This window comes from Sinomonas halotolerans (genome assembly GCF_039615075.1).
GTDB classification, from domain to species: Bacteria; Actinomycetota; Actinomycetes; order Actinomycetales; family Micrococcaceae; genus Sinomonas; species Sinomonas halotolerans.
On record NZ_JBDFRB010000003.1, the window covers coordinates 1 to 25,663 of the forward strand.

At 72.4% G+C, this 25,663-nt stretch carries 24 protein-coding genes; 16 read left to right on the forward strand and 8 right to left on the reverse strand.

Annotated elements, in window-relative coordinates; all coding sequences use genetic code 11:
- The first annotated feature begins 14 nt into the window (after positions 1 to 14).
- Together lipA and ribB are read left to right on the forward strand one after the other, a co-directional pair.
- Positions 15 to 1,082, forward strand: a complete 1,068-nt coding sequence (gene lipA, locus ABCQ75_RS04075; RefSeq protein WP_345883244.1) for a lipoyl synthase — start codon at positions 15 to 17, stop codon at positions 1,080 to 1,082.
- Positions 1,072 to 1,686, forward strand: coding sequence for a 3,4-dihydroxy-2-butanone-4-phosphate synthase (gene ribB / locus ABCQ75_RS04080; RefSeq protein ID WP_427916034.1), 615 nt, complete (start codon positions 1,072 to 1,074; stop codon positions 1,684 to 1,686). The genes lipA and ribB overlap by 11 nt, the downstream gene beginning before the upstream one ends.
- A 59-nt stretch (positions 1,687 to 1,745) precedes the next feature.
- On the opposite strand, the gene ABCQ75_RS04085 is transcribed toward ribB, so the two are convergent.
- A complete protein-coding gene (locus ABCQ75_RS04085) occupies positions 1,746 to 3,095 on the reverse strand; it encodes an MFS transporter (RefSeq protein ID WP_345883245.1) in 1,350 nt (449 codons plus the stop codon).
- A 107-nt stretch (positions 3,096 to 3,202) separates the two neighbouring features.
- Here ABCQ75_RS04085 and ABCQ75_RS04090 point away from each other — a divergent pair, with 107 nt between their 5' ends.
- Positions 3,203 to 3,577: a VOC family protein gene (locus ABCQ75_RS04090; protein WP_345883246.1), complete on the forward strand. Its 375-nt coding sequence runs from the start codon at positions 3,203 to 3,205 to the stop codon at positions 3,575 to 3,577.
- Positions 3,578 to 3,600: 23 nt separating this feature from the next.
- Here ABCQ75_RS04090 and ABCQ75_RS04095 read toward each other — a convergent pair whose 3' ends face one another.
- Positions 3,601 to 4,002 carry a DUF5997 family protein gene (locus ABCQ75_RS04095; RefSeq protein ID WP_345883739.1) on the reverse strand — a complete coding sequence of 134 codons (402 nt, stop codon included), beginning with the start codon at positions 4,000 to 4,002 and terminating at the stop codon, positions 3,601 to 3,603.
- A gap of 64 nt (positions 4,003 to 4,066) precedes the next feature.
- Here ABCQ75_RS04095 and ABCQ75_RS04100 point away from each other — a divergent pair, with 64 nt between their 5' ends.
- Complete coding sequence (locus ABCQ75_RS04100; protein WP_345883247.1) at positions 4,067 to 4,882, forward strand: LysR family substrate-binding domain-containing protein; 816 nt, start codon at positions 4,067 to 4,069, stop codon at positions 4,880 to 4,882.
- Positions 4,883 to 4,938: 56 nt separating this feature from the next.
- Here ABCQ75_RS04100 and ABCQ75_RS04105 read toward each other — a convergent pair whose 3' ends face one another.
- The 3 genes from ABCQ75_RS04105 to ABCQ75_RS04115 all read right to left on the reverse strand — a co-directional run bounded on the left by ABCQ75_RS04105 (position 4,939) and on the right by ABCQ75_RS04115 (position 9,860).
- Complete coding sequence (locus ABCQ75_RS04105; RefSeq protein WP_345883248.1) at positions 4,939 to 5,412, reverse strand: NUDIX hydrolase; 474 nt, start codon at positions 5,410 to 5,412, stop codon at positions 4,939 to 4,941.
- Between the two features lie 89 nt (positions 5,413 to 5,501).
- Positions 5,502 to 6,038, reverse strand: a complete 537-nt coding sequence (locus ABCQ75_RS04110) for a hypothetical protein (protein ID WP_345883249.1) — start codon at positions 6,036 to 6,038, stop codon at positions 5,502 to 5,504.
- A 162-nt stretch (positions 6,039 to 6,200) separates the two neighbouring features.
- The gene (locus ABCQ75_RS04115; RefSeq protein WP_345883250.1) at positions 6,201 to 9,860 is read right to left on the reverse strand and encodes a proline dehydrogenase family protein; all 3,660 of its coding nucleotides are present in this window, start codon (positions 9,858 to 9,860) and stop codon (positions 6,201 to 6,203) included.
- A gap of 137 nt (positions 9,861 to 9,997) precedes the next feature.
- Between ABCQ75_RS04115 and ABCQ75_RS04120 the strand changes: the two genes are divergently transcribed.
- Positions 9,998 to 10,918: a LysR family transcriptional regulator gene (locus tag ABCQ75_RS04120; protein ID WP_345883251.1), complete on the forward strand. Its 921-nt coding sequence runs from the start codon at positions 9,998 to 10,000 to the stop codon at positions 10,916 to 10,918.
- A 147-nt stretch (positions 10,919 to 11,065) separates the two neighbouring features.
- The gene (gene putP / locus ABCQ75_RS04125) at positions 11,066 to 12,580 is read left to right on the forward strand and encodes a sodium/proline symporter PutP (protein WP_345883252.1); all 1,515 of its coding nucleotides are present in this window, start codon (positions 11,066 to 11,068) and stop codon (positions 12,578 to 12,580) included.
- A gap of 131 nt (positions 12,581 to 12,711) precedes the next feature.
- On the opposite strand, the gene ABCQ75_RS04130 is transcribed toward putP, so the two are convergent.
- Complete coding sequence (locus tag ABCQ75_RS04130) at positions 12,712 to 13,170, reverse strand: Dps family protein (RefSeq protein ID WP_345883253.1); 459 nt, start codon at positions 13,168 to 13,170, stop codon at positions 12,712 to 12,714.
- 193 nt (positions 13,171 to 13,363) lie between these two features.
- On the reverse strand, positions 13,364 to 14,464 hold the full coding sequence (locus ABCQ75_RS04135) for a GTP pyrophosphokinase (protein WP_345883254.1): 1,101 nt from the start codon (positions 14,462 to 14,464) through the stop codon (positions 13,364 to 13,366).
- 122 nt (positions 14,465 to 14,586) lie between these two features.
- On the opposite strand from ABCQ75_RS04135, the gene ABCQ75_RS04140 reads away from it, so the two are divergent.
- Both ABCQ75_RS04140 and ABCQ75_RS04145 read left to right on the forward strand, forming a co-directional pair.
- A complete protein-coding gene (locus tag ABCQ75_RS04140) occupies positions 14,587 to 16,101 on the forward strand; it encodes a DUF4389 domain-containing protein (RefSeq protein ID WP_345883255.1) in 1,515 nt (504 codons plus the stop codon).
- Between the two features lie 50 nt (positions 16,102 to 16,151).
- Entirely contained in the window at positions 16,152 to 17,069 is a 918-nt protein-coding gene (locus ABCQ75_RS04145; RefSeq protein WP_345883256.1) for a S1C family serine protease, read from the forward strand.
- 72 nt (positions 17,070 to 17,141) lie between these two features.
- Here the strand turns inward: ABCQ75_RS04145 and ABCQ75_RS04150 are convergent, their stop codons facing one another.
- Positions 17,142 to 18,587: a sugar porter family MFS transporter gene (locus tag ABCQ75_RS04150; RefSeq protein WP_345883257.1), complete on the reverse strand. Its 1,446-nt coding sequence runs from the start codon at positions 18,585 to 18,587 to the stop codon at positions 17,142 to 17,144.
- Positions 18,588 to 18,726: 139 nt separating this feature from the next.
- On the opposite strand from ABCQ75_RS04150, the gene ABCQ75_RS04155 reads away from it, so the two are divergent.
- The 8 genes from ABCQ75_RS04155 (at position 18,727) to ABCQ75_RS04190 (ending at position 25,600) form a co-directional block, all read left to right on the forward strand.
- Positions 18,727 to 19,773, forward strand: coding sequence for a LacI family DNA-binding transcriptional regulator (locus tag ABCQ75_RS04155; protein ID WP_345883258.1), 1,047 nt, complete (start codon positions 18,727 to 18,729; stop codon positions 19,771 to 19,773).
- Positions 19,774 to 19,789: 16 nt separating this feature from the next.
- Positions 19,790 to 20,773: a carbohydrate kinase family protein gene (locus ABCQ75_RS04160; RefSeq protein ID WP_345883259.1), complete on the forward strand. Its 984-nt coding sequence runs from the start codon at positions 19,790 to 19,792 to the stop codon at positions 20,771 to 20,773.
- On the forward strand, positions 20,770 to 21,288 hold the full coding sequence (locus tag ABCQ75_RS04165) for a YbhB/YbcL family Raf kinase inhibitor-like protein (protein WP_345883260.1): 519 nt from the start codon (positions 20,770 to 20,772) through the stop codon (positions 21,286 to 21,288). The genes ABCQ75_RS04160 and ABCQ75_RS04165 overlap by 4 nt, the downstream gene beginning before the upstream one ends.
- Before the next feature lie 26 nt (positions 21,289 to 21,314).
- A complete protein-coding gene (locus ABCQ75_RS04170) occupies positions 21,315 to 22,127 on the forward strand; it encodes an HAD family hydrolase (RefSeq protein ID WP_427916046.1) in 813 nt (270 codons plus the stop codon).
- A 73-nt stretch (positions 22,128 to 22,200) separates the two neighbouring features.
- Positions 22,201 to 22,710: an OsmC family protein gene (locus tag ABCQ75_RS04175; RefSeq protein ID WP_345883264.1), complete on the forward strand. Its 510-nt coding sequence runs from the start codon at positions 22,201 to 22,203 to the stop codon at positions 22,708 to 22,710.
- 202 nt (positions 22,711 to 22,912) lie between these two features.
- Positions 22,913 to 23,812 carry a hypothetical protein gene (locus ABCQ75_RS04180; RefSeq protein ID WP_345883265.1) on the forward strand — a complete coding sequence of 300 codons (900 nt, stop codon included), beginning with the start codon at positions 22,913 to 22,915 and terminating at the stop codon, positions 23,810 to 23,812.
- A gap of 142 nt (positions 23,813 to 23,954) precedes the next feature.
- Positions 23,955 to 24,716, forward strand: a complete 762-nt coding sequence (locus ABCQ75_RS04185) for a sortase family protein (RefSeq protein ID WP_345883267.1) — start codon at positions 23,955 to 23,957, stop codon at positions 24,714 to 24,716.
- Positions 24,717 to 25,039: 323 nt separating this feature from the next.
- A complete protein-coding gene (locus ABCQ75_RS04190) occupies positions 25,040 to 25,600 on the forward strand; it encodes a hypothetical protein (RefSeq protein WP_345883268.1) in 561 nt (186 codons plus the stop codon).
- Positions 25,601 to 25,663 lie beyond the last annotated feature (63 nt).

Below are 25,663 nucleotides of genomic sequence, written 5' to 3' on the forward strand. Positions count from 1 at the left end.
GAAGGAGCCCTCGTATGACGCTCGCCCCTGAAGGCCGCCGCCTGCTGCGGGTCGAGGCCCGCAATGCCCAGGTCCCGGTGGAGCGCAAGCCGGACTGGATCAAGGCCAAGGTCCAGATGGGCCCGGAGTTCGTCCAGCTCAAGGGCCAGGTGAAGAAGGAGGGCCTGCACACGGTCTGCGAGGAGGCCGGCTGCCCGAACATCTTCGAGTGCTGGGAGGACAAGGAGGCCACCTTCCTCATCGGCGGCTCCGAGTGCACCCGCCGCTGCGACTTCTGCCAGATCGACACCGGCCGGCCCTCCCCGCTGGACCGCTCCGAGCCGACCAAGGTCGCCCGCTCCGTGCAGTCCATGGGGCTGCGCTACGCGACCGTGACCGGCGTGGCCCGGGACGACCTCGAGGACGAGGGCACCTGGCTCTACGCCGAGACGGTCCGCAGGATCCACGAGCTCAACCCCGGCACCGGCGTGGAGATCCTCATCCCCGACTTCTCCGGCAGGCCCGAGCACATCGGCGCGATCTGCGACTCCGCCCCCGAGGTGTTCGCGCACAACGTCGAGACCGTCCCGCGGATCTTCAAGCGCATCCGCCCCGCGTTCCGCTACGAGCGCTCCCTGGACGTGATCAGCCAGGGCCGGGACCGGGGCATGGTCACCAAGTCCAACCTCATCCTGGGCATGGGCGAGACCCGTCAGGAGGTCTCCGAGGCCCTGCGCGACCTCCACGAGGCCGGCTGCGACCTGGTCACGATCACCCAGTACCTGCGCCCCTCCGAGCGGCACCACCCCGTGGAGCGGTGGGTCAAGCCCGAGGAGTTCGTCGAGCTCTCCGCCGAGGCCGAGGAGATCGGCTTCCTCGGGGTCATGTCCGGCCCGCTCGTGCGCTCCTCCTACCGCGCCGGCCGGCTCTGGGCCACCGCGATGCGCAAGAAGGGCCTGGAGATCCCCGCCCACCTGGCCCACATCGAGAGCTCCGGCACCACCCGCCAGGAGGCCGCAACCCTCCTCGCCGCCCGCAACGCCACGGCCAGAGCCGCTGCCGCCGCCACGGCCGGAGGAGAGGAGCGCCCCCTTGCTGGCTGAGATCGCGCAGGCTCTGGACGCGCTGCGGAGCGGCAGCCCCGTCATCGTGGTCGACGACGAGGACCGCGAGAACGAAGGCGACATCATCATGGCCGCCGAGCACGCCACACCGCCGTGGCTCGCATGGATCATCCGGGTCTCGAGCGGCTTCGTGTGCGCTCCCATGCCCAACGGCCTTGCGGACCGGCTCGAGTTGCCGCTCATGACCCAGGACAACCGCGACTCGCTCCGCACGGCCTACACGGTCACGGTGGACGCCGCGGGGCAGTCCACCACCGGGATCAGCGCGACGGACCGGGCCCGGACGCTCCGCGTCCTCGCAGACCCCGCGTCCGGCCCTGCGGCCCTCATCCGCCCCGGGCACATCGTCCCGCTGCGGGCGGTGGACGGCGGGGTGCGGCAGCGCCCGGGGCACACCGAGGCCGCGGTGGACCTGCTGCGCCTGGCCGGGCTGCGGCCCGTCGGTGTGATCGCGGAGGTCGTGGCCGACGACGGCGAGATGATGCGGCTCCCGGGCCTCCTCGAGCTCGGCCGGGAGAAGGGGCTTCCGGTGATCAGCATCGCCCAGCTGGTCGAGCACCTGTCGGAGCCCGCCAGAGCCTGATCCGGCGCGCAGGCCTGGGCGAAGGGCACGACGGCGGGTGCCCACCCGCCGTCGTGCGCCTATGCCGGCCGCTCTCCGGCAACGTCGGCGCCCGCGGGGGCGTCGGCGTCGGGCGCTGCCTCCCGCGAGTCCAGCGGATGCGCGAGCTCGTCTGAGGGCATGCGCGCCGCGATGACCGCGACCACCGCCATGACCGGGCACACCCCGCCCGCCACCGCGAAGATCACCCACAGCGGGACCACCTCGGCGATAGGCCCTGCGAGGGCCATCGAGACCGGCATGAGCGCGAGCGAGACGAAGAAGTCCAGGCTCGAGACCCGCCCGAGCAGGTGCGGTGGGACGCGCCGCTGCAGGAGCGTGCCCCAGATGACCATGCCGACGCTGCCCGTCGCGCCGAACACCGCCAGCACCGTGGCCAGCTGCCAGAACTGGTCCATGGCGCCCACGAAGGCGAGCGGGATGGCGCCGATGCCCCACGCCGCGAGCATCACGCTGAGGTAGCGCCGGGGCAGCCGGAACGAGGCGGTGGCGAGGGACGCCACCGCGCCCGCCACGCCCATGGTGGCCAGGAGGAACCCGAACATGGCCGAGTCCCCGCCGAGCTGGTCCCGCACCACGAACGGCAGCAGCACCTCGATCGGCCCCATGATGAACAGCACCGAGATGCACGCCCACAGCAGGGTCCACATCAGCCACGGCGTGCGGACGGTGTAGGAGACGCCTTCGCGCAGCTCATGGAGGACGGAGGGCCGCGCGACGGCGGGCTGCTCGCCGTCCGTGCCTTCCGCGCCGGTGCTGGGCTCGCCTCCGGCCGCCGGCGGCGTGCGGCGGAGGAAGTTGAGCGCCACGAAGGCCACGAGGTGAGAGGCCGCCACGCCCGCCACGGCATGCGGCGGCGAGAGCGCGGCCACCACGATTCCCGCCGCGGCCGGGCCAGCGGCCTGCTGGAGGAGGGGCCGCAGGCTGCCCTCCATGCCGTTCGCTGCGAGGAGGTCCTCGGGCGGGAGGATGCGCGGCAGGATCGCCGAGTACGCGGGGAAGAAGAACGCCGCGCCCATGCCGAGGAGGAACGCGCCGACGGCCAGATGCCACAGCTGCAGCCAGCCGAGGGCCGCGAGCACTGCCACGGAACCGACCGCGGCGAGGTTCACGGCCTCGACCGCGATGATGAGCTGCCGCTGCGGGAACCGGTCAGCGGCCACGCCCCCGGCCAGGAGGAACGCGATGAGCCCGCCGCCCATCGCCGTCGCGACGACCGAGAGCTCGAGCGGACCGCCGCCCAGGGCGAGCACCTGGTAAACCATCGCGACCGCCCACATGCCGGAGCCGAAGATGCTCACGGCCAGGGCAGCGATGAGCACCCGGTACTCGCGGTGGGCGAAGGGGCGCAGCGCGCGCGGCGGTTTCACCACACGAGTCTAGGCCCGCCGTCGTGCGGGGAACAGGAGCGGCCTGCCCCCCAGTCGTCCCGCCCCAGTCGTCCCGCCCCAGTCTCTCCCGCACTAGTCTGGGCCGCATGAGGATCAAGATGTGCAGCATCCACGTCACGGACCCCGCGTCGGCCCACGCCTTCTACACCGGGACCCTCGGGTTCGAGACACTGCTCGCGATGCCGGAGGGCAACCTCTTCATCGTCACCTCGCCGGACTCGGCGGGCGTGGGGCTCCTGCTCGAGCCGAGCGACAACCCCCTCGGGGAGGCGTACCGCAAGGGAGTGCGCGACGCCGGGTTCCCCGCGATCGTGCTCGGCTCGCCCGACGTCCGGGCGGACTTCGAGCGCCTCACGGCCGCCGGCGTCCAGTTCCGCGGGGAGCCGGCCGAGGATCCCTCGGGCCTCTCCGCCGTGTTCGACGACCAGCACGGGAACTGGATCCAGATCCACCAGGACTGACCCGGGCCGGCCGTCCGGGCCGGCTACCGGTTGTTGGCCTCGCGCTTGGTGCGCGGGACAGGGTTCTGCTTCTCGGCCTTCTTCTCGGCCGCCTCCTTGACCCGCTGCGCCTCGTCCCGCACGGCGGCCATGCTGGCCCGCTCAGCCGTGAGCCACTCCGGCCGCTCCTCGAGGAGCGCGGTGATCTGCGCCGTCGTGAGCGCCTCGGTGATGCCACCCCGGGCGAGCCCGGAGATTGAGACGTTGAGCTTCTGGGCCACGACGGGGCGGGGGTGCGGCCCGTTCGCGCGGAGGTCGGTGAGCCACTGGGGCGGGTTGGTGCGCAGGTCGTCGAACTCCTCGCGCGTCACCACGCCCTCCTGGAACTCGGCGGGGGTGGCCGGCAGGTAGATGCCGAGTTTCTTCGCGGCGGTGGCCGGCTTCATGGACTGGGACGCGCCACTGGGGTTCGGACTCATGGATCAAGCGTAGCCGGGCTACCGTGGACGCATGGATTCCCCCAGCCCCCAGGACCGGGCCGAGCCCGGCCCCGCCTCCGATCCCGGCTCCTCGCCCGGCCTGCATGTCGCGTTCATCGCGGGGGTCTCGCCCGGCAAGTGGTTCCACCGCTGGGAGGAGCGGTTCCCGGAGGTTCCGCTGAGCTCGGGGATGGTCGACGACGCCGAGCAGCTCGCCGTCCTCCGCGACGGCCGGGCGGACATCGCCTTCGTGCGCCTTCCGGTGGACCGGGAGCGGGAGGGGCTGCACGTCATCCCGCTGTACGAGGAGCTGCCCGTGGTGGTGGCGCCCAAGGGGCACGAGATCCAGGCCTTCGAGGAGATCCCGCTCGCCGAGGTGGAGGACGAGCTGTTCGAGTTCGACGGCGGCCCCTCCGAGCGCCTCGACCTCGTGGAGGGCGGGGCTGGGCTCGCGATCATGCCCATGTCCGTGGTGCGGCACTTCAACCGCAAGGAGCTGCGGTACCGGCCGGTGACGGGGGTGGACCCCTACGCGGTGGGCGTCGCGTGGCGGCGGGACAACGACTCGGAGACGGTCCAGGAGTTCATCGGGGTGGTGCGGGGCCGCGGGGCGGCCAGCTCGCGGCAGGCCTCGGTGCAGAAGGACCAGCAGGAGGCCGCGAAGAAGCGGCGCGAGGACCTGGCGGCGTCCCAGTCGAAGGAGGCCAAGGCCCGCAATGAGGCGAGCCGGGCCGCGAAGGGGGCGCGCTCGGGCAGGGCAGCGGGCCGGGGGAGAGGGTCCTCGGGCGGCAAGGGTGGAGCCAGCAAGGGCGGGGCGGGCAAGGGCCGGCCCAAGCGCGGCCGCTGACCCCGCACGGCCCGCTGACGCGGGCCCGGTTGTGGGGTCATGTCCGCGGGGCCCGTTCAGCCGGCCAGGAGCTGGGCGAGCGCGTCGAGGATCGGAATCTGGCCCCTGACGAGCTTCACCCGGGCCACCGCCTCGGGGAGCCACTCCGCACGGTCTGTCTCGGGGACCTCCAGCATCCGCCCGGACCCCTTGGGCCATTCGAGCGGGAAGGTGTTGCTCGCGATGCGGTCCGGTGCGAACTCTGCCTCCGCCGCGAAGACGGCGAGGAGCTTCCCGGACGGCTGGCGGAATTCGCCGAGCGGGACGTAGTCGGCCTGCGGCGCCGGAGAGCCCATCTCCTCGGCGAATTCCCTGAGCGCCGCTTCGAACGGATCCTCGCCCTCGGCGTACTCGCCCTTGGGGATGGACCAGGCCCGCTCGTCCTTGCGGGCCCAGAACGGCCCGCCCATGTGCGCGATCCACACCTCGAGGCCCCCAGGCGCGGCAGGCGCCCGCCGGTACAGCAGGATCCCGGCACTCCTCACCGGCAAGGGACCTCCATGGCTTCAGGCTACGGCGTGGGCGGGCGGGGCGCCCCCCCAGGTTCTGCTTCAGCTGCTGGCCAGCTGCGGCCGTGCTGTCAGCGGCCGCCCCGCGGCCCGTGCGCTGCACCAGCGGAAGCGGCGCCCGCGGACTCGGCGCCCGCGGACGCGGCATCCGCCGACTCGGACTTCGGTCCGGCAGGCACGTACTGGAGCACGACCTCCGAGACAGAGCCCGGCTCTCGATCCTCGGCAGGGACGTGCGCCGCGGCCCACGCCTGCTGGGCGACGACCGAGGCGTTCTCCGACGGCCCCTCCGGAACCTCGGCCCCTGCCTGTTCAGCCGGCTCTTCCTCTGCAGGCTCCTCGTCAACGGGATCCTCGGCGACCGGCTCCTCCTCGACGGGATCCTCAGCGGGCTCCTCGACGGGCTCTTCGACCGGTTCTTCGGCGACGGGCTCCTCGACGGGCTCCTCAGCGGCGGGCGCGGTGTCCGGCTGTTCGACCGCAGGCTGCTCGGTTGGCTGGTCCGGCGCCGCGAAGGCGGCGACTCCGGTGCCGCCGGCGACGAGCGCCCCGGCGGAGACGGCGGTGACGATGAGCTTCTGGGCAGAGATGTTCGTGATTCTCGGCATGAGACCTCCTCGATCCATGGCTTTCCCCCAGCCGTGTGTGAATTGCCCCTCTATCTTCCTCGTCCGGGGGCCGAGAGTCACGCGCCGCGTGACAGATCCGGAAAACCAATTGTTAAAACACTTGAAATGGTTTTCCGGATCTTGACAGCGGCGGGTTCCTTGCTAAACGTTCGCGCCCAGCGCCACCGGGTTCGGGTTGCCGAACCGGTGCGCCGTGATGGACACGGCCTGCTCGTGCAGGAACGGGAGCAGCTCCACGCGGCCCGCGCCCACCACGGGGTGCGCGTACACGGCCACATCCGGCGTGCCGCCCACGGCCTCGGCGAGCTCGCGCGCGGCGGAGGCTGCGGCGTCGCCCTCCCCGGCGATGAGCCGGACGCGGCCGGAGCCGAGCCCCGCGGCGCGGCGCAGCCAGGCGGCGGAGTCCTCCACGGCCACGGTCACGCCGTGGCGGTGCAGCACCTCGGCGGTCGCCCCGGGAAGCACGACGGCGCTGCTCACCGTGACGGTCGATCCGGCCACGAGCCCGGCGGCGGCCACGCGGAGGAGCTCGGCCACGCCGTGGCCCGAGGTCCCCGCCTCGAACCGCACCGTGACGGGCAGGTTCCGGTACCGGAAGACGTTGCGCTCGCAGGCGAGGCCGGAGACGTCCTTGGACACCCCGAACTCGGAGGCCCAGGCGGCGGCGTCGGAGCCGAGCGCCGAAGCCAGCCAGTCGGCGTCGTGCGCCTCGAGCCCCGAGCCCACCGCGGCGCGCGCCGCCTCGAGCAGCTCGCCGGCCGCACCCTCCACGCGGGCGCCTCCGGCAACGGGGGCGTCCGTCCACGAGCCGAGGCCCACGAGGTAGTTGGGCCCGCCGGCCTTGGTCCCGGCGCCCACGGCGGACTTCTTCCAGCCGCCGAACGGCTGCCGCTGCACGATCGCCCCGGTGATGCCGCGGTTCACGTAGAGGTTGCCGGCCTGGATGGTCGAGAGCCAGTAGTCCAGCTCGGCCGGGTCGAGGGAGTGCAGGCCGGAGGTCAGGCCGTACTCGATCCGGTTGACGAGGGCCACGGCCTCCTCGAGGGTCTCTGCCGTCATGACGCCGAGGACGGGGCCGAAGTACTCGGTGAGGTGGTACTCGGAGCCGGGCTGGACGCCCACGCGCACACCCGGGCTCCAGAGCTTGCCGGACTCGTCGAGCTGCTGGGGCTCGAGCACCCAGCGCTCGCCCTCGCCCAGGACGGTGAGGCCGCGCAGGAGCTTCTCGCCCGGCGCCTCGATGACCGGCCCCATCTGCGTCCGGGCGTCCCACGGGTAGCCGACGTGGAGGGACTGGACGGCGTCGACGAGCTGGTTGCGGAAGCGCTTGGACGTCGCGACGGAGCCCACGAGCACCACGAGCGACGCGGCCGAGCACTTCTGCCCCGCATGCCCGAACGCCGAGTACGCGACGTCCTTCGCGGCGAGGTCGAGGTCCGCGGACGGGGTCACGATGATCGCGTTCTTGCCCGAGGTCTCCGCGAGCAGCTGAAGGTCCTTGCGGAAGGAGCGGAACAGCTGGGCGGTCTCGTAGCCGCCGGTGAGGATCACGCGGTCAACCTCAGGGTGCGCGACGAGCCCGCGGCCGAGCTCGCGCCCCGGCGCGCCAGCAGGCAGCTGGACGAGCTGGAGGACCTCGCGGCCCACGCCGGTCTCCGCCTGTGTCTCGTCGAGGGCCTCCCAGAGCGCCTCGACCATGACCGAGCCGGATCGGCGGGCCTGCTTGGCGGGCTTGATGACCACGCCGGAGCCGGCCGCGAGGGCCGCGAGCGTGGAGCCGGCCGGGATGGCCACGGGGAAGTTCCACGGCGGCGTCACGAGGGTCAGCCGCTCGGGCACGAACACCGCGCCGTCCACCGCGTCCAGCCCGCGGGCCAGCTGCGCGTAGTAGTGCGCGAAGTCGATCGCCTCGGAGACCTCGGGGTCGCCCTGGTCGATCGTCTTGCCGGCCTCGGAGGCCATGACCTCGAGCAGCTCGGCGCGGCGCCGCTCGAGCGCGCGGCCCGCGGCGTCCAGCACCGCGGCGCGCTGGGCGCCGGTGAGGGCACCCCAGCGCTCGCCGGCGGCCACCGCGGTGCGCACGACGGCGTCGACGTCCTCCGCGGTGGACAGCTCGGCGGCGTCTGCGGTCGCCTCGCCCAGCACGGACGTCCGGGCGCGGTCGATGATGCCGCGGCCCCACGCGCGGTTGCCGGGGAGGTCCGGGTCGGTGTCGGGCGTGTTGGCGAAGCCGGCCTCGTGAGCCGCGGTGCCCTCGGCCGCGCCCTGCCGGCGGTCCTGCACGCGGTGCGGTCCGGGGACGAGGCGGCGGCCGGCGTCGTCCGCGAAGGGAGCGTTGCCGAGCGCGGCGAGGGAGGCGAGGAAGCGCTGCTTCTCGCGCTCGAAGAGCGAGGTGTCCGAGTCCAGGTCGAAGACCGCGGACATGAAGTTCTCCTGGCTCGCGCCCTCCTCGAGGCGGCGGATCAGGTAGGCGATCGCTACGTCGAACTCGCCCGGGTGGACCACGGGCGTGTAGAGGAGGAGGTGACCCACATCCGCGAGGACGGCCTGCGCCTGGGCCGAGGCCATGCCGAGGAGCATCTCGAACTCCACCGGGGCGCCCGAGCCCTTCGTCGCCACGTCCACGCCGCGGGCCTTGGCGAGGTGCCAGGCGAGGGCGATGTCGAAGAGGTTGTGGCCGGCGATCCCGACGCGCACGTTGGCGAGCCGCTCGGGGTGCAGCGCGAAGTCGAGCACGGCCTTGTAGGAGGTGTCCGAGTCCTGCTTGGTGTGCCACGTGGCCACGGGCCAGCCGTGGATCTCGGCGTCCACGTGCTCCATGGGCAGGTTGGCGCCCTTGACCACGCGGACCTTGATGGGCGCCCCGCCGCCGGCGACACGGGCCGCGGCCCACTCCTGGAGGTGGGCCATGGCCCCGAGGGCGTCCGGGAGGTACGCCTGGAGCACGATCCCTGCGGGCAGGCCGCGGAACTCCTCGCGCTCGAGCAGGCGCGTGAACACCGCGATCGTGAGGTCGAGGTCCTTGTACTCCTCCATGTCCAGGTTGATGAACTTGGGGGCGGGGCTCGCCGCGGCCAGGCGGTAGAGCGGGGCGAGGGAGTCGATGATGTGCTCCACGGCCTCGTTGAAGGCCCAGTGGTTGTGCGGGGCGACGGTCGAGGAGACCTTGATGGAGACGTAGTCGACGTCGTCGCGGGCCAGGAGCGCGCGGGTGCCCTCGAGGCGCCGGGCGGCCTCGCCCTGGCCGAGGATCGCCTCGCCGAGGAGGTTGACGTTGAGGTGGATGCCGGGCTTGCGGATCTTCGCGATCGCGGGGCCCAGCTTGGCGTCCGAGGCGTCGACGATGAGGTGGCTCACCATCTCGCGCAGCACGCGCCGGGCGATGGGCACGACGACGCCGGGCAGCGCCGGGGCGAGAGCGCCGCCGAGTGCCACGGCCTTGCGCATGGGCCAGGGGAGGAACGCGGGGACGAGGGGCGCGAGGGCGCGGAGGTTGCGGGCGGCCACGCCGAGGTCCTCGGGGCGGACCACGCCGTCCACGAACCCGACCGTGAACGCGAGCCCGTTCGGGTCCTTGAGCACGCCGGCGAGCTGCTGCGCTGAGCTGTCCACGGGGTAGCCGGCGGCCTTGTCGAGCCACGTGCGGACCTGGGCGACGGCCTCGTCGGCGAGGTCCTGCGGCTGCACGCCGGAGGCGACGGCCGGGACGCGGTAGTCCTCGGGCCGCCGCGCCGTGGTGGGGGCCGGCGCGGGCGCTGCCGGCTGGCCCGAGGGGGCGGCGAGGGGGGTGGTGCTGGTCATGCGGGGTCGTCCTGTCTGAGTGGTGCGGTGTATCTGGTCTCAGTATGTGACCGCACTTCCGAAAGCAAAAGTGATCTTTGACGACGGATAATGGTGGGAAGAACCGAACAGTCCGAACCGTCTTCGAGGGGGCCGCCGTGCTCGAGATCCGCCGCCTGAGGCTCCTGCGCGAGCTGAGCATCCGGGGCACGCTGGCCGAGGTCGCCGACGCGCTCCAGTACAGCCCGTCCTCGGTCTCGCAGCAGCTCTCGCTGCTCGAGAAGGAAGTGGGCGTCCCGCTCCTGAGGAAGTCCGGGCGGGGGGTCCTGCTGACCCCGCAGGCTCAGGTCCTCGTGGCGCACACCGAGGAGCTCCTGGACTCGTTCGAGCGCACGGAGGCCGCGCTCGCCGCGAGCCAGAGCGAGGTGGCCGGCACGGTGCGGCTCGCGGTGTTCCAGACCGCCGCGCTCGCGCTCATGCCGGCCGCGCTGCGCACCCTGCGCCAGCAGCACCCGCTCCTGCGCGTGGAGATGGTCCAGCATGAGCCGGAGACGGCCCTGCGGGAGACGTGGGCGCGCAGCTTCGACCTCGTGGTCGCGGAGCAGTACCCGCACCACGCCGCGCCCCACTACGAGGGGCTGGACCGGCAGGGCCTCACGCGGGACACCATCCGGCTCGCCCTCCCGCCGCGGGGCTCGGGCGCAGAGTTCGACGCCGTGCGGCGGCTTCCCGACGCCGCGGCAGTCCCGTGGGTCATGGAGCCGCGGGGGGCCGCCTCCCGGCACTGGGCAGAGCAGGCCTGCCGCGCCGCGGGCTTCGAGCCGGACGTCCGGTACGAGACCGCGGACCTCCAGGCCCACGTGCGCCTCGTCGAGTCCGGCAACGCGGTGGCCCTCCTGCCGGACCTCGTATGGGTGGGACGCGTCCCCGCGGCGCGGCTCGCTATGCTCGATGGGACGCCCCAGCGGACGGTGTTCACGTCGATGCGGTCCTCGAGTGCCCAGCACCCGGTGATGCTCGCCGTGCGCCGCGCGCTCGAGGAGACCGCACACCGGCTCGCGGGCCCCCCGACCATGTGACGCGCCCGCCGCGGAGCCCCCTCTGCGCCCTGTGGTGTGCATCACGGAAAGATAACGGGTCTCCGGACTGGTGTGCGCGCTGCCACACTGGAGGCATTCACACGCGCGCCGAACGGCACGCGCCTGTCCATCGAGAAAGAACACAGGATGACTGAGCAGACATTCCAGCTCATCGCCATCGCGGTCTATCTGGCCGCGATGCTCGGCATCGGGTACTACGCCTACCGGCGCACCACGAGCCTCGACGGGTACATGCTGGCCGAGCGCGGCCTCCGCCCGTCCGTCGCCGCCCTCTCCGCCAACGCGGCCGACATGTCCGGCTGGCTCCTCATGGGCCTCCCCGGCGCGATCTACGCGGCCGGCCTCGTCGAGGCCTGGATCGCGATCGGCCTGACCATCGGCGCATGGCTCAACTGGAAGTTCGTGGCCCCGCGGCTGCGGGCGTACACGGAGATCGCGGACAACGCGATCACCATTCCCTCCTTCTTCGAGAAGCGCCTCAAGGACCATTCGCACCTGCTCCGCATCGCCGCGGCGGCCGTGATCCTCGTGTTCTTCACGTTCTACGTCTCCTCCGGCATGGTCGCGGCCGGGAAGTTCTTCGAGAGCTCCTTCGGCTGGTCCTACATGTCGGGCATGCTCCTCGTCGCGGGCATCACGCTGCTCTACACGCTCTTCGGCGGCTTCCTCGGCGCCACCCTGACCGACGTGGCGCAGGGCCTTCTCATGTTCGTCGCGCTCATCGCAGTGCCGATCGTCGTCGTGTTCCAGCTCGGCGACCTCGGGACGGCCGCCTCGACGATCACCTCCGTGAACCCGGACGCGCTCAACCTCTTCGCGGGCCTCGAGGACAAGGGCGCCCTCCTGTGGGGCCTGGCCATCTTCTCGACCGCCGCGTGGGGCCTCGGCTACTTCGGCCAGCCGCACATCATCGTGCGCTTCATGGCGCTGCGCACCCCGGCCGAGGCCAAGATGGGCCGCAGGGTCAGCACCTCGTGGATGATCCTCACCGCCCTCGGAGCGATCGGCACGGCCCTCATCGGCATCGCCTACTTCTCGGGCAGCCCGGCCCGCGCGCTCGAGGACCCGGAGACGGTGTTCCTGCTCCTGAGCCAGATCTTCTTCCACCCGTTCATCGGCGGCCTCGTGCTCGCCGCCGTGCTCGCGGCGATCATGTCCACCATGTCCAGCCAGCTCGTGGTGTGCTCCTCGGCCCTCGTCGAGGACCTCTACAACATCGTGGGGCGCAAGGCTTCGCAGAAGGCCCAGCTCACGCTCGGCCGCCTCGGAGTCCTCGTCATCGCGATCGTCGCAGCCGTGCTCGCGCTCGACTCCGACTCGAAGATCCTGGACCTCGTCTCCTTCGCGTGGGCCGGCTTCGGCGCGGCCTTCGGCCCGATCGTCCTCCTGAGCCTGTACTGGCGCCGCCTCACGGCCGCCGGTGCGCTGGCCGGCCTGCTCACGGGCGCCGTGACGGTCTTCGTGTGGGGCAACATCGAGGCGCTGCACGGGGCCATGTACGAGATCGTGCCCGGCTTCCTGCTCAACCTCCTCGTCGCCGTGGTGGTCAGCCGCATGACCCGGACGCACGGGGACGTGGACGCCGAGTTCACCGCCATGGAGCGCGAGGTCGCGGGCGAGCGCACCGAGGTGCCCGCCTAGCCTCCGCACGGACCGCGCACGACGCCGGCCCGGTCGCCTCTGCGAGGTGACCGGGCCGGCGTCGTGCGTACGGCAGGTGAAGCGCGCCAGCCAGCCGCGGCCGGAGCGGCGCCGCTGGCTGCCGAGGCGCGCTACGGCTGGGTGGTTTTCAGCTTCTCCGCGTGCACCATCCACGCGAGCTGCTCGAGCTGGAGGATGATCTGGTTGAGGAGGTCGGTCGTGGCCGGGTCCTCTTCCTCGACCGCGTCGTAGATTCCGCGCACCGTCGCGACGGTCTTCTCGAGCGCGGCGACGGTCAGGTCCACGGTCTGGCCCGTGGTGATGAGTCCCTCGGGCGGCTCGGCGAGCGAGGCGGTCTTGGAGATCGTCACGGTGCGCCCGTCCGGCACCACGTGCAGGGCGCGCATGCGCTCGGCGATGACGTCCGTGTGCAGCCGCGCGGCGGCCACGACTTCGTCGAGCTGGAGGTGCAGGTCGCGGAAGTTGGTCCCCACGACGTTCCAGTGGGCCTGCTTGCCCTGGAGCCCCAGCTCGATGAGGTCCACGAGCACGGCCTGGAGGCCCTTCGCGAGTTCCTCGGATGCCTTCATGGGTCAGTCCTTTCCCTCGGGGTTGTGCTGTAGTCCTACCCCACCACGCGCGGGGCCAAAAGCGACGGACCGAGGAAGCGCCGACCGACCCGTTTCGGGTACACGTAAATCCCCCCAAATACCGTTTCGGGTACACATAACCGTCCCGACATGCCTTTCGGGTACATGCCCGCCGGGGATCAGGAGGCGCACCTCAGGTCAGCCGGAACCTGTCGATCTGCTTGAGCCGCCGCTCGAGGGAGTCGCGGCGGGAGTGCTGGTCCGCGTCCGCGGGCTCGGCGGTGAGCTCGATGTGCCCGCGCCCGTACTGCCACAGGAGCAGGTCGTCGAGGAGCCGGTCGGGCCCGGGGGAGTACCGGTGGTCGAGCGCCTTGCGCACGGCCGTGATGCGCTCGGCGTCCAGAAGCTCCACGAGCTGGCGCGTGTGCACGAGGCCGTGGGCGGCGAGGAGCTCCGCGGCCCAGCCCCAGTCGTCGTCCACTTTCCGGTCCACGTGCGGCAGCAGGGTGCGCCACACATCACGGATCCTGTCCGGCGTGAGCGGCTCCCCGCCTTCGGCGTCGGCATCCCAGTAGCTGCGCACGGCCTCGTACCGCTCATGGAGCTCGGCGAACTCCTTCTCGACCACCTCGAGCATGGCCGCCGTGGCGGTGAACTGGCGGTCGAACTGGGGGCTCCACGCGCGCGGGTCCTGGCTCTTGAAGCGGATGTCGTGCTCGATCTCGCTCCAGGCGTGGGCGAAGATCGTGCGGACCTGGCATTCGAAGAAGTAGGAGCCGTTCGCCGGCAGCTCGGGGTTGAACACGGCCTGGTAGGCGCGGACCACGTCGTTCTGGAGCGTGCGGAGGATGAGGTGGCGGCTCGAGTACCCGTACGTGCCGGACTCGATGGAGCCGATCGCCTTCTCGCGGTCCCCGCGGCAGTCGAAGGTCTGCCGCTGGCGCTTGATGAGGTTCGCCACCGCGGCGTTCTCGGCGGGCAGCTTGGTGATGACCCGCACGCCCACCATGTCGTTGAGCGTGCGGAACGGGTCCGGGAACTTCAGCGTGGGTTCCCCGCCGGGCTCGGAGGGAGGGTCCAGACGGGAGATCTTCTCGCGGAAGGACTCCACGGTCTTGGTCCGGCCCGTGATGAACAGGGGCGTCACCTCGGCGTCCGCGAAGATGTCCCGCAGCGTGTAGAGGACGTCCCGGGTGACGTTCTTGAGCTGCGGCCGGACCCGTTCGTACGTCTGGACGGCGGAGTCGACGATGGCGCGCTGGCCGGCATCCAGCAGCTCGTAGTTCGTGGCCATGCCCTCACCGTAGCAACGCCTGCCGACACCCGGGCGGCCGTTTACAAGGCTTTGTCCTCTAGGCCGCGCGCGGGCACCGTGGCGAGAGTGGATGGCAGGCCCGCCACGACGAGGGGAAGACCATGAGCGCAGCGCCAGCCCCCACGAACCCGCCGCCTCACCCCGGGAAGGCCGCGGGGCGCATGAAGCCCGGCCACTGGGTCCTGCTCGTCCTCGGTGTCCTGCTCCTCGGGGCCGGCGTCGGGCTGACCGTCGGCGGATCGGCCCTGCTCGCCGGGGACGCCGCCCAACGGGACGGCCGCTACATCTCCTCGGAGCAGGAGCGCCTCCGCACCACGGGCTACGCGCTGACCTCGCCCTCGATCGACGTCGACCTCCGCGACACCGGCGTGCCGGGTGCTCCCGACCTCGGCGACCTCGCGAGCGCCCGGGTGCGCGCGGCGTCGGCCGTCCCGGGGCAGGAGGTCTTCATCGGCGTCGGCGAGGCCTCCGCTGCCGAGGAGTACCTGAGGGACGTTCCCCACGCCTCGGTCGGGAAGGTGGTCTGGTCCTTCGGCGGCGTCCGGCCTGCGGGGCGCGCGTGGGCGGACGCGGACGACGACGGCGACCTCCCGGCGTCGTCGGGGAACCGCGCGCCGGGGCGCCCCGGGGACCAGGCCTTCTGGCGCGCCTCGGTCTCGGGCCCCGGCACGCAGGAGCTGTCCTTCGACCTGCGCTCCGGGCAGTGGAGCATCGTCGTCATGAATGCGGACGCCACCCGGCCGGTCTGGGCGGACCTGCAGGTGGGCGTGCGCTCCTCGGCGATCGGGCCCGTCGGCGCGGGCCTGCTGGCCGCCGGGCTCATCGGCCTCGCGCTCGGGGTGCCGCTCCTGCTGCTCGGGGCCGCGGGCCTGGGCCGGGACATCGCCGCCTTCCCCGCCCCGTCAGGCGCAGGCCCCGCCGCCGGCCGGCTGCCCGTGCGCTTCTGGGGGTTCCTCGACGAGCCGCTCTCCCGGGGGCTGTGGCTCATCAAATGGCTCATGGTGGTCCCGCACGCGGTGGTCCTGGCCCTCCTGTGGCCCGCGCTCGTCGTCACCACCGTTGCGGCAGGCCTCGCGATCCTCGTCACGGGCCGCTACCCCCGCTCCCTGTTCTCCTTCGCCGTGGGCGTGCTGCGGTGGACCTGGCGCGTGGGCTTCTACTCCTATGCGGCCCTGGGCACGGACCGGTACCCGCCGTTCACCCTGGCCTCGGCGCCCTACCCCGCGGACCTCGACGTGGCCTACCCCGAGCGGCTGTCCCGCGGGCTCGTGCTCGTCAAATGGTGGCTCCTGGCCCTTCCGCACCTCCTCGTCGTCGCGGCGCTCACTGGGAGCGCCGGCAGCAGGGGAGCGGGCGTGTGGTGGGAGGCCGAGGACAGGGCCTGGGGCGGGAGCGGAGGCTTCTCCCTCCTCGGCCTGCTGGTCCTCGTCGCCGCCGTGATCCTCCTCTTCTCCGGGAGCTACCGGCGCGGGCTCTTCGACTTCGTGGTGGGCATCAACCGCTGGGCCTACCGGGTCGGGGCGTACGTGCTGCTCCTGCGGGACGAGTACCCGCCGTTCCGCCTCGACCAGGGGCCCGTCGACCCGCCCGGGCCGCGGGACCCCCTCGTCCCCTGAACTGCCGGTGACCACGGGAATCGCGCGGGCTCCCGCGGCGTTGCGTCTGCGTGGGCGATGAGGAGGCGCTGGACGCCTATTCGCAGACTGTCACGTCCGTGGCCCGGCACCTGAGGCCGCGCGTGGCCTCGGTGCGCACCGAGCGGGGCTCGGGCTCCGCCGTCGTGCTCAGCAGCGAGGGGCACCTCGTGACGAACGCGCACGTCGTCGGGCGGTCGGCCCGCGGCGAGGTCGCGTTCGCCGACGGCGCGTCCGGGCCCTTCGCGGTGATCGGCCGCGACCCGCTCTCGGACCTCGCCGTCCTGCGCACCGGCGTCGCCGTCCCGGAGCCGCCCGAGTTCGGGGACGCTGACCGGCTCCTCGTCGGCTCCCTCGTCATCGCCGTCGGCAGCCCGCTGGGCCTCGAGGGGAGTGTCACCGCCGGCGTGGTGAGTGCCCTCGGCCGGTCCCTGCCTGCCCGGGGCCGGACGGCGTCGCGGCTCATCGAGGACGTCATCCAGACCGACGCCGCGCTCAATCCGGGGAACTCGGGCGGGGCGCTCGCCGACTCGCGCGGGCGCGTCGTCGGGATCAACACCGCGGTCGCGGGGATCGGGCTCGGACTCGCCGTCCCGGTCAATGCCACGACCCGCCGCATCCTCTCCGCCCTCCGCGAGGACGGCCACGTGCGCCGCGCCTATCTCGGCCTCGTGAGCGTGCCGACGCCGCTCGACGAGCGCTGGTCCGCCCGGACCGGCCACCGCCGCGCCCTGCGGGTGGCCGAGGTCATCCCCGGGAGCCCGGCGGCGCTGAGCGGCCTGCGGCCCGGTGACCTCCTCCTGGCCGTCAACGGCGCATCGCTCGCGGACGCGCAGTCCCTGGCGCGGCACATGTTCGAGGAGGCGATCGGCCGCCGGACCGAGATCACCGTGCTGCGCGGCGAGGCCCTTGTCGACGTCGTCACCGAGCCCACCGAGCTCGTCGACTGAGGCCACGCGTCAGACAGCACAAGTGCGGCCACGCGTGGGCTGCACGCGTGGCCGCACACGGTGCGGGGGCCGCTACTTCCTGTTGACGACGTAGATCGCGCCGGTCGTGACGTCCTCCTCGAGCGCCTCGAGCGTGCGCCCGCGGGTCTCGGGGACCTGGGTGACGACGAAGAGCAGGGCCATGGCGCCGACGACAGCGAAGAGGAAGAAGGTCCCGGTGATGCCAGTGGCCTGCACGAGCGAGGGGAAGTAGAGCGAGAGGAACCCGTTGACGACCCAGAGCATGAAGATCGAGACGCCCGTGCCGATGCCGCGCATGTGCAGCGGGAAGACCTCGGAGAGGTACACCCACACGGCGATGTTGAGGAAGGTCTGCATCGAGCCGACGAAGGCGACGACGAGGAAGAGGATCACGAACGGCCGGATCGGGTTCCCCACGGGCAGCGCCATCGAGGCGACTCCGATGAGCACGTGGCACGTGGTGGTGAGCGTGAGGCCCGTGATGAAGGTCTTGCGGCGGTCGAGGCGGTCCATGAGGTAGAGCCCGATGAGGCCGCCGACGACGGCGATCACGCCGGGGGCGATGTTGGCGATGAGCGCGCCGCTCTTGTCGAAGCCCGACTCGACGAGCACGGTCTGGCCGTAGTACATGATCGAGTTGATGCCGGTGAGCTGCTGTGCGACGCCCAGCCCGATGCCGATGAGCAGGATACGCAGCAGGTTCCTGTTGGAGAAGATGGCGCGCCAGCCGATCTGGTGGCTTTCGAGCTCCTCCTTGGCGATGTGCTCGACGTCGGCGAGCTCGGCGACCGCGCGCTCCTCGGAGCGGACGGTGCGCAGGACCGCGAGGGCCTCCTCGCGGCGGCCCTTCTCCACGAGCCAGCGCGGGGACTCGGGCACGCGCAGCATGCCGACGAACAGTGCGACGGCGGGCAGGGCGCAGACCGCGAACATGATGCGCCAGACGCCCTCGATGTGGCCGAAGGCGTTGCCGATGACCGCGTTGACGACGAACGCCGCGAGCTGGCCGACCACGATCGCGAGCTCGTTGCGGCCCGCGAGCGAGCCCCGGATCTCGTAGGGGGCGAGCTCGGCGAGGAAGACCGGGACGACGCTCGAGGCGCCGCCGACCGCGAGGCCGAGGAGGACGCGGCCGAAGACCAGGACCTCGAAGCTGGGCGCGGCCACGACGGCGAGGGTGCCGGCGAAGAAGAGCACGGCGAGCAGGATGATCGTCTTGCGGCGGCCCCAGCCGTCCGAGAGCCGCCCGCAGGCCATCGCGCCGATCGCGGCGGCGAAGACGAGCGAGCTCGTGACCACGCCCTCGGTGAACGCGGTCAGCCCGAGCTCGGCGGACATCGGGCTCAGGGCGCCGTTGATGACTCCGGTGTCGTAGCCGAAGAGGAGGCCGCCGAAGGTGGCGATGAGGGCGACGACGCCGAGGCGCCGGGTGTGGGGGCCGCTCTTGAGCGGCGGGAGCGCGCTGATCCCTGTCGAAGGGACGATCGTGGCGGACATCGGGACTCCTTTGTCATGTGTACCACGGGTCTGTGACCCGAATCTCACTCCAGACTAACGCGCGAAAGGCATATATGTAAGGACATAGCGACATCTTTTCAAAAGTGACGCTTGGCGGGGCGGTGGCAGGATGGTCCCCATGCCAGCCGCTGACCCCCGACGCCCGGCGACCCAGGCCGACGTCGCGCGCGCCGTCGGGGTGTCCCGGACGCTCGTCTCCTTCGCCTTCCGCGGGGCCCCCGGCGTGAGCGAGGGTACCCGGCAGGCCATCCTCGACGCCGCGAAGCGCCTCGGCTACCGGCCCAACGCCGCCGCCGCGGACCTCGCGCGCAAGCGGGCCTCCGCCATCGGGCTCCACCTGCTCGACCTGAGCAACGAGGTGTATGCCGACATCTTCGCAGGCGTGCGCGAGGCCCTCGAGCCGACGGGGCACCGGATCATCCTCGGCGTCGCGCGCCCGCCCGGCAGGCCCGGCGAGGACGGGCCCGGTGCCGGCGGTCCCGGCGAGTGGGACGAGGCGGACCTCGGCCCGCTCATCGAGGCGCGGGTCGGCGTCGTCATCGCCGCTACCCTCATCGACCCGGACGAGCGCGTGCGGGAGCTCGCCCGGGACGTGCCGATCGTGAGCGTCGCCCGCCGGATCGAGGGCGTGGACAGCGTCTATTCGGACGACCGCGCCGGGTCGCGGGCCGCCACCGAGCACCTGCTCGCCCTGGGGCACACGCGCATCGCGCACGTCACCGGCCCCTACCACGAGGGCCGACACGAGAGGCGCCAGGCCTACGATGCCGTGATGCACGACGCCGGCCTCGCCCCCCGCGTCGTCGCCGCGCCGGGGTACTCGCTCTCCGCCGGCCGGGAGGCCGCGCGTGTGCTCCTCGCCGGTCCGGACAGGCCGACCGCGATCGTCGCGCACAATGATCCGCTCGCCCTCGGCGTGCGCGAGGAGGCACTGGGCCTCGGTCTGAGCGTGCCCGAGGACCTCTCCCTCACGGGCTACGACAATTCGCGCACCGCCGGCCTGACGGGCATCGACCTCACGTCCGTGGACCTTGGCGCCCATTGGCTCGGAGTCGCCGCGGGGACCGCCGCGCTCGAGCGGCTCGCGGACCCCGGTGCCCCGGCCGTGGACCTGTGCACCCAGCCCCGCCTCATCCTCCGCGGCTCGACCGCGCCGCCAGCCTGACTGCTACCGTTGGGCCATGCTCACAGTGATCGGCGAGGGACTCATCGACGTGGTCCGGCGCCCTTCGGGGACCGAGTCGCATCCCGGCGGGAGCCCGCTCAATGTCGCAGTGGGCCTGGCCCGCCTGGACCATCCCGTGCAGTTCATCGGCCGCTACGGCGACGACCCGCACGGCCGCATGCTCACCCAGCACCTCAAGGGCTCCGGCGTCCTCGTCCCGCTCCCGCCGGATGCAACGCCCACCTCGGTCGCCACTGCCGAGCTGGACCACCGCGGCGCCGCCACCTACCACTTCGAGCTCGACTGGCACCTGCCGGACCTGCGCGGCAGCCTCGAGACCCTGCTCAAGGCCACAACGCTCCTGCACACCGGCTCGATCGCCACGGTCCTCGAGCCCGGCGCGGACCAGGTACTCACCGCGGTGGAGCACGCGCGCCCGCGCGCCACGATCGGCTTCGACCCGAACTGCCGCCCCACCATCACCTCCGATCCCGAGGCCGTGCGCGGGCGGGTGGAGCGCTTCGTGGCACTCGCGGACGTCGTGAAGGCCTCCGACGAGGACCTCGCGTGGCTCTACCCCGGCGTGGACCCGCTCGACTCGGCCCGCCGCTGGCTCCGCCTCGGCGCCCCGGAGGGCCCCGCGGTCGTCGTCGTCACCCGCGGCGCGGACGGGCCATGGGCCGCGTGCGCGGACGGCGAGACCCACGTACTGCCGCCCCGGGTGCGGGTCGCGGACACGGTCGGCGCGGGGGACTCGTTCATGGCCGCGCTGCTCTCGGCGGTCGTGGACCGCGAGCTCGACGGCGCGCAGCGCCGCCCCGAGCTCCGCCGCCTCAGCGTCGAGGAGCTCGCACGCATCCTCGACTATGCCGCCCGGGCGGCCGCGGTGACGGTCTCCCGTCCCGGCGCCAACCCCCCGAACCGCGCCGAGATCCGCGCGGGCGCCCGCCCGGCGTCGTCCGCTGGATCCCCGGCGTCCCCAGCAGGAGGCGACTCATGAGCTTCGAGGTGACCAGCCAGGACCTCGCGGACGGCGCACAGCTGCCCGCAGCCCAGACCAGCGCCCACTTCGGCGTGCCCGGCGGGCAGGACCTCTCGCCGCAGCTCGCGTGGAGCGGCGCGCCGGCGGGCACGCGCAGCTTCGCCGTGACGGTCATGGACCCGGACGCCCCGCGCGGGGCGTTCTGCCACTGGGCCGTGGTGAACATCCCCCTCGAGGTGGACTCGCTCCCCGAGGGCGCAGGCGGCGCGCCGGACGGCATGGGCCCCTCAGGGGACGAGGCGGGGCTCCCGGTGGGCTCGGTGGAGCTCGTGAACGACGCCGGCTTCGCTGGCTTCGTGGGCGGTGCGCCTCCGCGCGGCTCGGGTCCGCACCGGTACATCGCCACCGTGCACGCCCTGGACGTCCCGCAGCTCCCGGCGACTCCCCGCACCCACGGCGCGAAGGCGCTCAAGGACATCGCTGCCCACGAGATCGGCCGCGCCGCCATCACGGCCGTCCACGAGACGCGCTGAGCATGCGCGGGATGGGCGCCGGGCGCATGCGCCTCGTGGCGAGCGACATCGACGGGACGATCCTGCGCCGGGACGGGCTCATCACCGAGCGCACCGTCCGGGCCCTCGCGGCGTGCGAGGAGGCCGGGGTGGAGCTCGTCTTCGTGACGGGCCGCCCGGCGCGCTGGCTCACCCCGCTCGTCGAGCAGCTGGGCCACGCGGGCACCGTGATCTGCTCCAACGGGGCGCTCGTGTACGACCTCGAGGCGATGGAGGTGGTCTCCGCGGAGGGCATCCGCCGGGCCATCATGCTCGAGGTCCGGGACATTGTGCGCGGCATCTTCCCCGAGTCCACCTTCGCGGCGGAGACGCCCACCGAGTTCGTCATGGAGACCGCGTTCGCCGAACCGCGCCACCGCTCCCTGCTCGAGCAGGTGCGCCACGGCGAGCTCGAGGAGCTCGTCACCGGGGACGAGGTGGTCAAGTTCATGGCCAAGATCGAGGGGATCAGCTCGGACGAGTACATCCGCGCTGTGGCCCCGCATGTGGCGCACCTCGTCTCGGTCACGCATTCCGCCGTGGACCTCACGATGCTCGAGATGGCGCCGCTGGGCGTCAACAAGGCGGTCACGCTCGCCGAGTACGCCCACGCGCTCGGGATCGCCCCCGGGGAGGTGGTCGCGTTCGGGGACATGCCGAACGACGTCGAGATGCTCACCTGGGCGGGCGAGGGCTACGCGATGTCCTCGGGGCACCCGGACGCGCTCGCGGCGACGGAGCTGCACGCGCCCGGCATCGAGGACGATGGCGTGGCACAGGTCCTCGAGCGCAAGCTCGCCGGGCTGCGGCTCGCCGGATAGGGCCGCGGCCGGCGGCCAGCGGCCGGTCCGTCACGCAGCGGGGGCCGGGGCGGCGGCCTGCGAAGATGGAGCCATGATCATCACCCGAGACGAGCTCCGGAGCGCCCAGGCGCCCCTCAAGCAGCAGTACCGTGACAACCCCGAGTCCGCCGTCACGCCGATCACGGCGACCGCGACGTTCTCCGAGCCCGGGATCACGGCCACGGTCGAGACCTGGTCCGAGCCCGTCCGCGCGGGCCTGCACACCGCGACGGGCGGCAGCGGCGCGGATGCCTGCTCGGGGGACATGCTCATGGAGGCCCTCGTGGGCTGCGCCGGCGTGACGCTGCGCAGCGTCGCGACGGCGATGGGCATCCCGGTCCGCTCCGCCGAGATCCGCGGCGAGGGGATGTTCGACGCGCGCGGGACCCTCGGCGTGGACCGCGACGCCGAGATCGGCGTGCAGGACGTGCGCATCATCGCGACCGTGGACGCCGACGCGACGGACGAGCAGCTCGAGCGCCTCGCGACCGCGACCGAGCGCTACTGCGTGGTCGGCCAGTCCCTCAAGACGCCGCCGGCCATCGAGGTGCGCCGGGCCTGAGGCCCCCTGCGGGACCGAGGAAAGGTCCGCCCTGCCCGGGCGGCGCCGCGCGCGCCGGCCCGGGGGCCGTCGTGCCGCATCCACTCTCGCCATTATTTGAACAGCCTGTATGATAATGGGACCCGAGGGGCCGGCCCCGGCCGGTCGCTCATCATAGGCTCCGGTCGGCACGCGCCGTCCAGAGGTGGCGGCGAGGTGTGGCATGGCACTTGCGCAGGGACAGCGGGACGGGCCGGTGACACTCGACACCGGCGGAATCGACCTGTCCGGCACCGTGACCCACCTCAACCGCGTCAAGTCGAAGAACCGCGCACGGCTCGCCAACTCCGACCTCACGCGGGCCTTCCTCGACGCCGCGATCAGCCTCACAGATCCCCTCGTCGACGGCGGCGAGGCCGCCGCCGAGGAGGCCCGCCAGGTCCTCGCGCACCTCTCCCGTCCCAGGATCGTGGGCCGGGTGCAGGAGGAGCACCCCGAGCTCGTGGCCACCGAGGCCAAGTTCCGCGACCGATGGGCCGGCCAACAGGACTTCCTCTCGGACTTCGTCGCGTACGCCCTCGTGGCCCGTGAGTTCGCCCTGCGCCAGGCCATCGAGACCTGGGCGGAGGAGCTCGTGCGGGACCGGGGCGGCTTCGCCGGCGCCATCCAGCGGGTGGCCAGCGAGGGCACGCACTTCATCGCGACCCAGCGGGCCTTCCGGCTCCAGATCCTCATCGCTGCCGCGGCGGACTCGGACCCCGAGTCCGCCGAGGCCCTGCGCCACCTGTACGAGGCGCTCACGAACGCCTGGTTCGGCCTCTACGAGCACGTCGTGGAGAGGTTCGGCCTGCGCCTGCGCCGGGGGGTCCGCCCCGAGGAGGTCTGTGTGGTCCTCCAGGCTCTCACCGAGGGGCTCGGCTTGCGCATGCTCGCTGGGGCGGACGCCCCCCAGCCCCGTGGCCGCCACATCCACACCGTGCTCGGAACCGCGGGCCTGGCCATTTTCTCCTCGCTCGTGGACACCGGTGACGGGCTGTCCCTCGAGGAATACGCAAACAGGCAGTTCACTGCGTCCATCCAGAATTGGTCCGGTGCCGGAGGTATTCCTCCGGAGGACCTCTGAAAGCGCACTTTTTCTGGTTCTAGAGCCACCCCCGAGGCCCGCGTTCAACTGAGTCCGCGCAGGAATTCCATCCCGAATCGGAGGATCTGCGCGGCACTGGTCCAACCGGACGGTGCCGGGCCTGTGGATGTCGGGGGACGCCATGCACAAGCACGTGGCGATCGGGGCTGTCGGGGGGTGGCTCAGGGCCGTGGTCCTGGCATGTGCCGTGATGCTCTTCGGCTTCGCGGCAGTCCACCAGATCACCTCCGACGCGTCCGAACGCCGCCGGATCGAGGCCGCCGCGCAGCTGGCAGCGGCCTCGGCCTCGGCTGCTCCCGGGCAGCCCGGGGCTCCCGCGCCGTCCGGCGCGGCGACCGCCTCGGCTGCCCCCGCACTCCCGCCGTCGGCCGCACCGGCCCCCACAACACCGGACGCGACGGCCACGGCAGCGGTGCCCAGACTCGCCCTGCCGCCCAGAGCGTTCGCATGGCCGGCGGCGGGACTCTCGGTCGGCGTCGTGCCCATGAGCTGGAAGCCGGGGACCACCGTGGTGCCCCCGCTCGACGCCAACGGGTTCGACCCGGTGGCGCACTGGCTGAAGGGCACGGGGCAGTCCAAGGACCGCCAGCCGGTGGTCCTCGCCGCCCACACCTGCTACGGCGAGGCCCCCCTGTGCAGTCCCGAGACCTTCCCCTTCAACCGCCTCAGCTATGCGGGCTGGGCCAAAGGGCAGGCCGCCACCATCACCGACGCCGCGGGGAAGGCCATTCCCTGCGTTCTTCAGGACAGGAGGCTCGTCGACAAGTCAAAGGCTTTCTCCTTTGCAAATGATCCGCGTCTCGTCGTGGTCTTCTCGTGCAATACCGAGAGGCCATTGGACGAAATTACCCTGGTGATTTTCCGCTGCGGCCAGAAGGCCTGAGGGGTCCGGAGGGCCCATCTCATCCGCGAAAGGCCCGTGGAATTCGCCGGAACCATCCGCACCTGCGGGTGCGGGGCTCACATCAGTGAAAGGAGGCGAGCAGCATGCCGCTGCTCAGCCAGTTCAGGAAGCATTCGGCAGGGGCTGTCGCCCTGGCCGGCTGCGCTCTGATGGCGGGGGGACTTGCAACGAGCCCCGCGTTCGCCGTCGGGGAAGGCCAAGGACAGGGCCAAGGTCAAGGGCAAGGCCAGGGCCAGGGACAGGGCCAGGGCCATCAGCCCGTCACGTTCTGCCACGCGACCGGGTCGGAGAGCAACCCTTACGTGGTCATCACCACGGACATGAACGCGTTCTACCAGGGCCACGTCGAGCACCAGCACGAAGAGGATATCTACCCGGGCTTCACGTTCAAGAAGGGCAACCAGGACATCACGGTGGCTGCCCAGAACTGGGACGCCGCAGGCCAGGCGATCTTCAACAACGGCTGCCGGGTGGTCGTGGTGACGCCGCCGCCGACCACCATCCCGCCGACCACCATCCCGCCGACCACCAACCCGCCGACGACCCCGCCGGGCCAGGGCGCCACGGGTCCTGTGACCACACCCCCGGTCACACCTGTGACCACGCCTCCGGGGAAGAAGCCCGTCGTGGTACCGCCTGCCGGCGGCGGCCAGGGCGCGGGCCAGGGCGGCCAGGGCGCGGGCCAGGGCGGTCTGGGCGCGGTCGGCGCGGCGCCGTCGGTCAGCGTCGTGGCGGACACGGCCGCTGGGGATGCGGATGACTACACGGTCTCCGCAGCGCTCGCCGGCTCCGGTGCGCTGATGCTCGCATGGGCAGCGCTCACCCGGTATGCACGGAGGCAGCAGGGCCAGCACGAGGCCTGAGCCGTCCTTCCGGGCAGCCGGCCCGCCGACGCCGGGTGGCGTGGGGCCATGGCGGGATCCCCC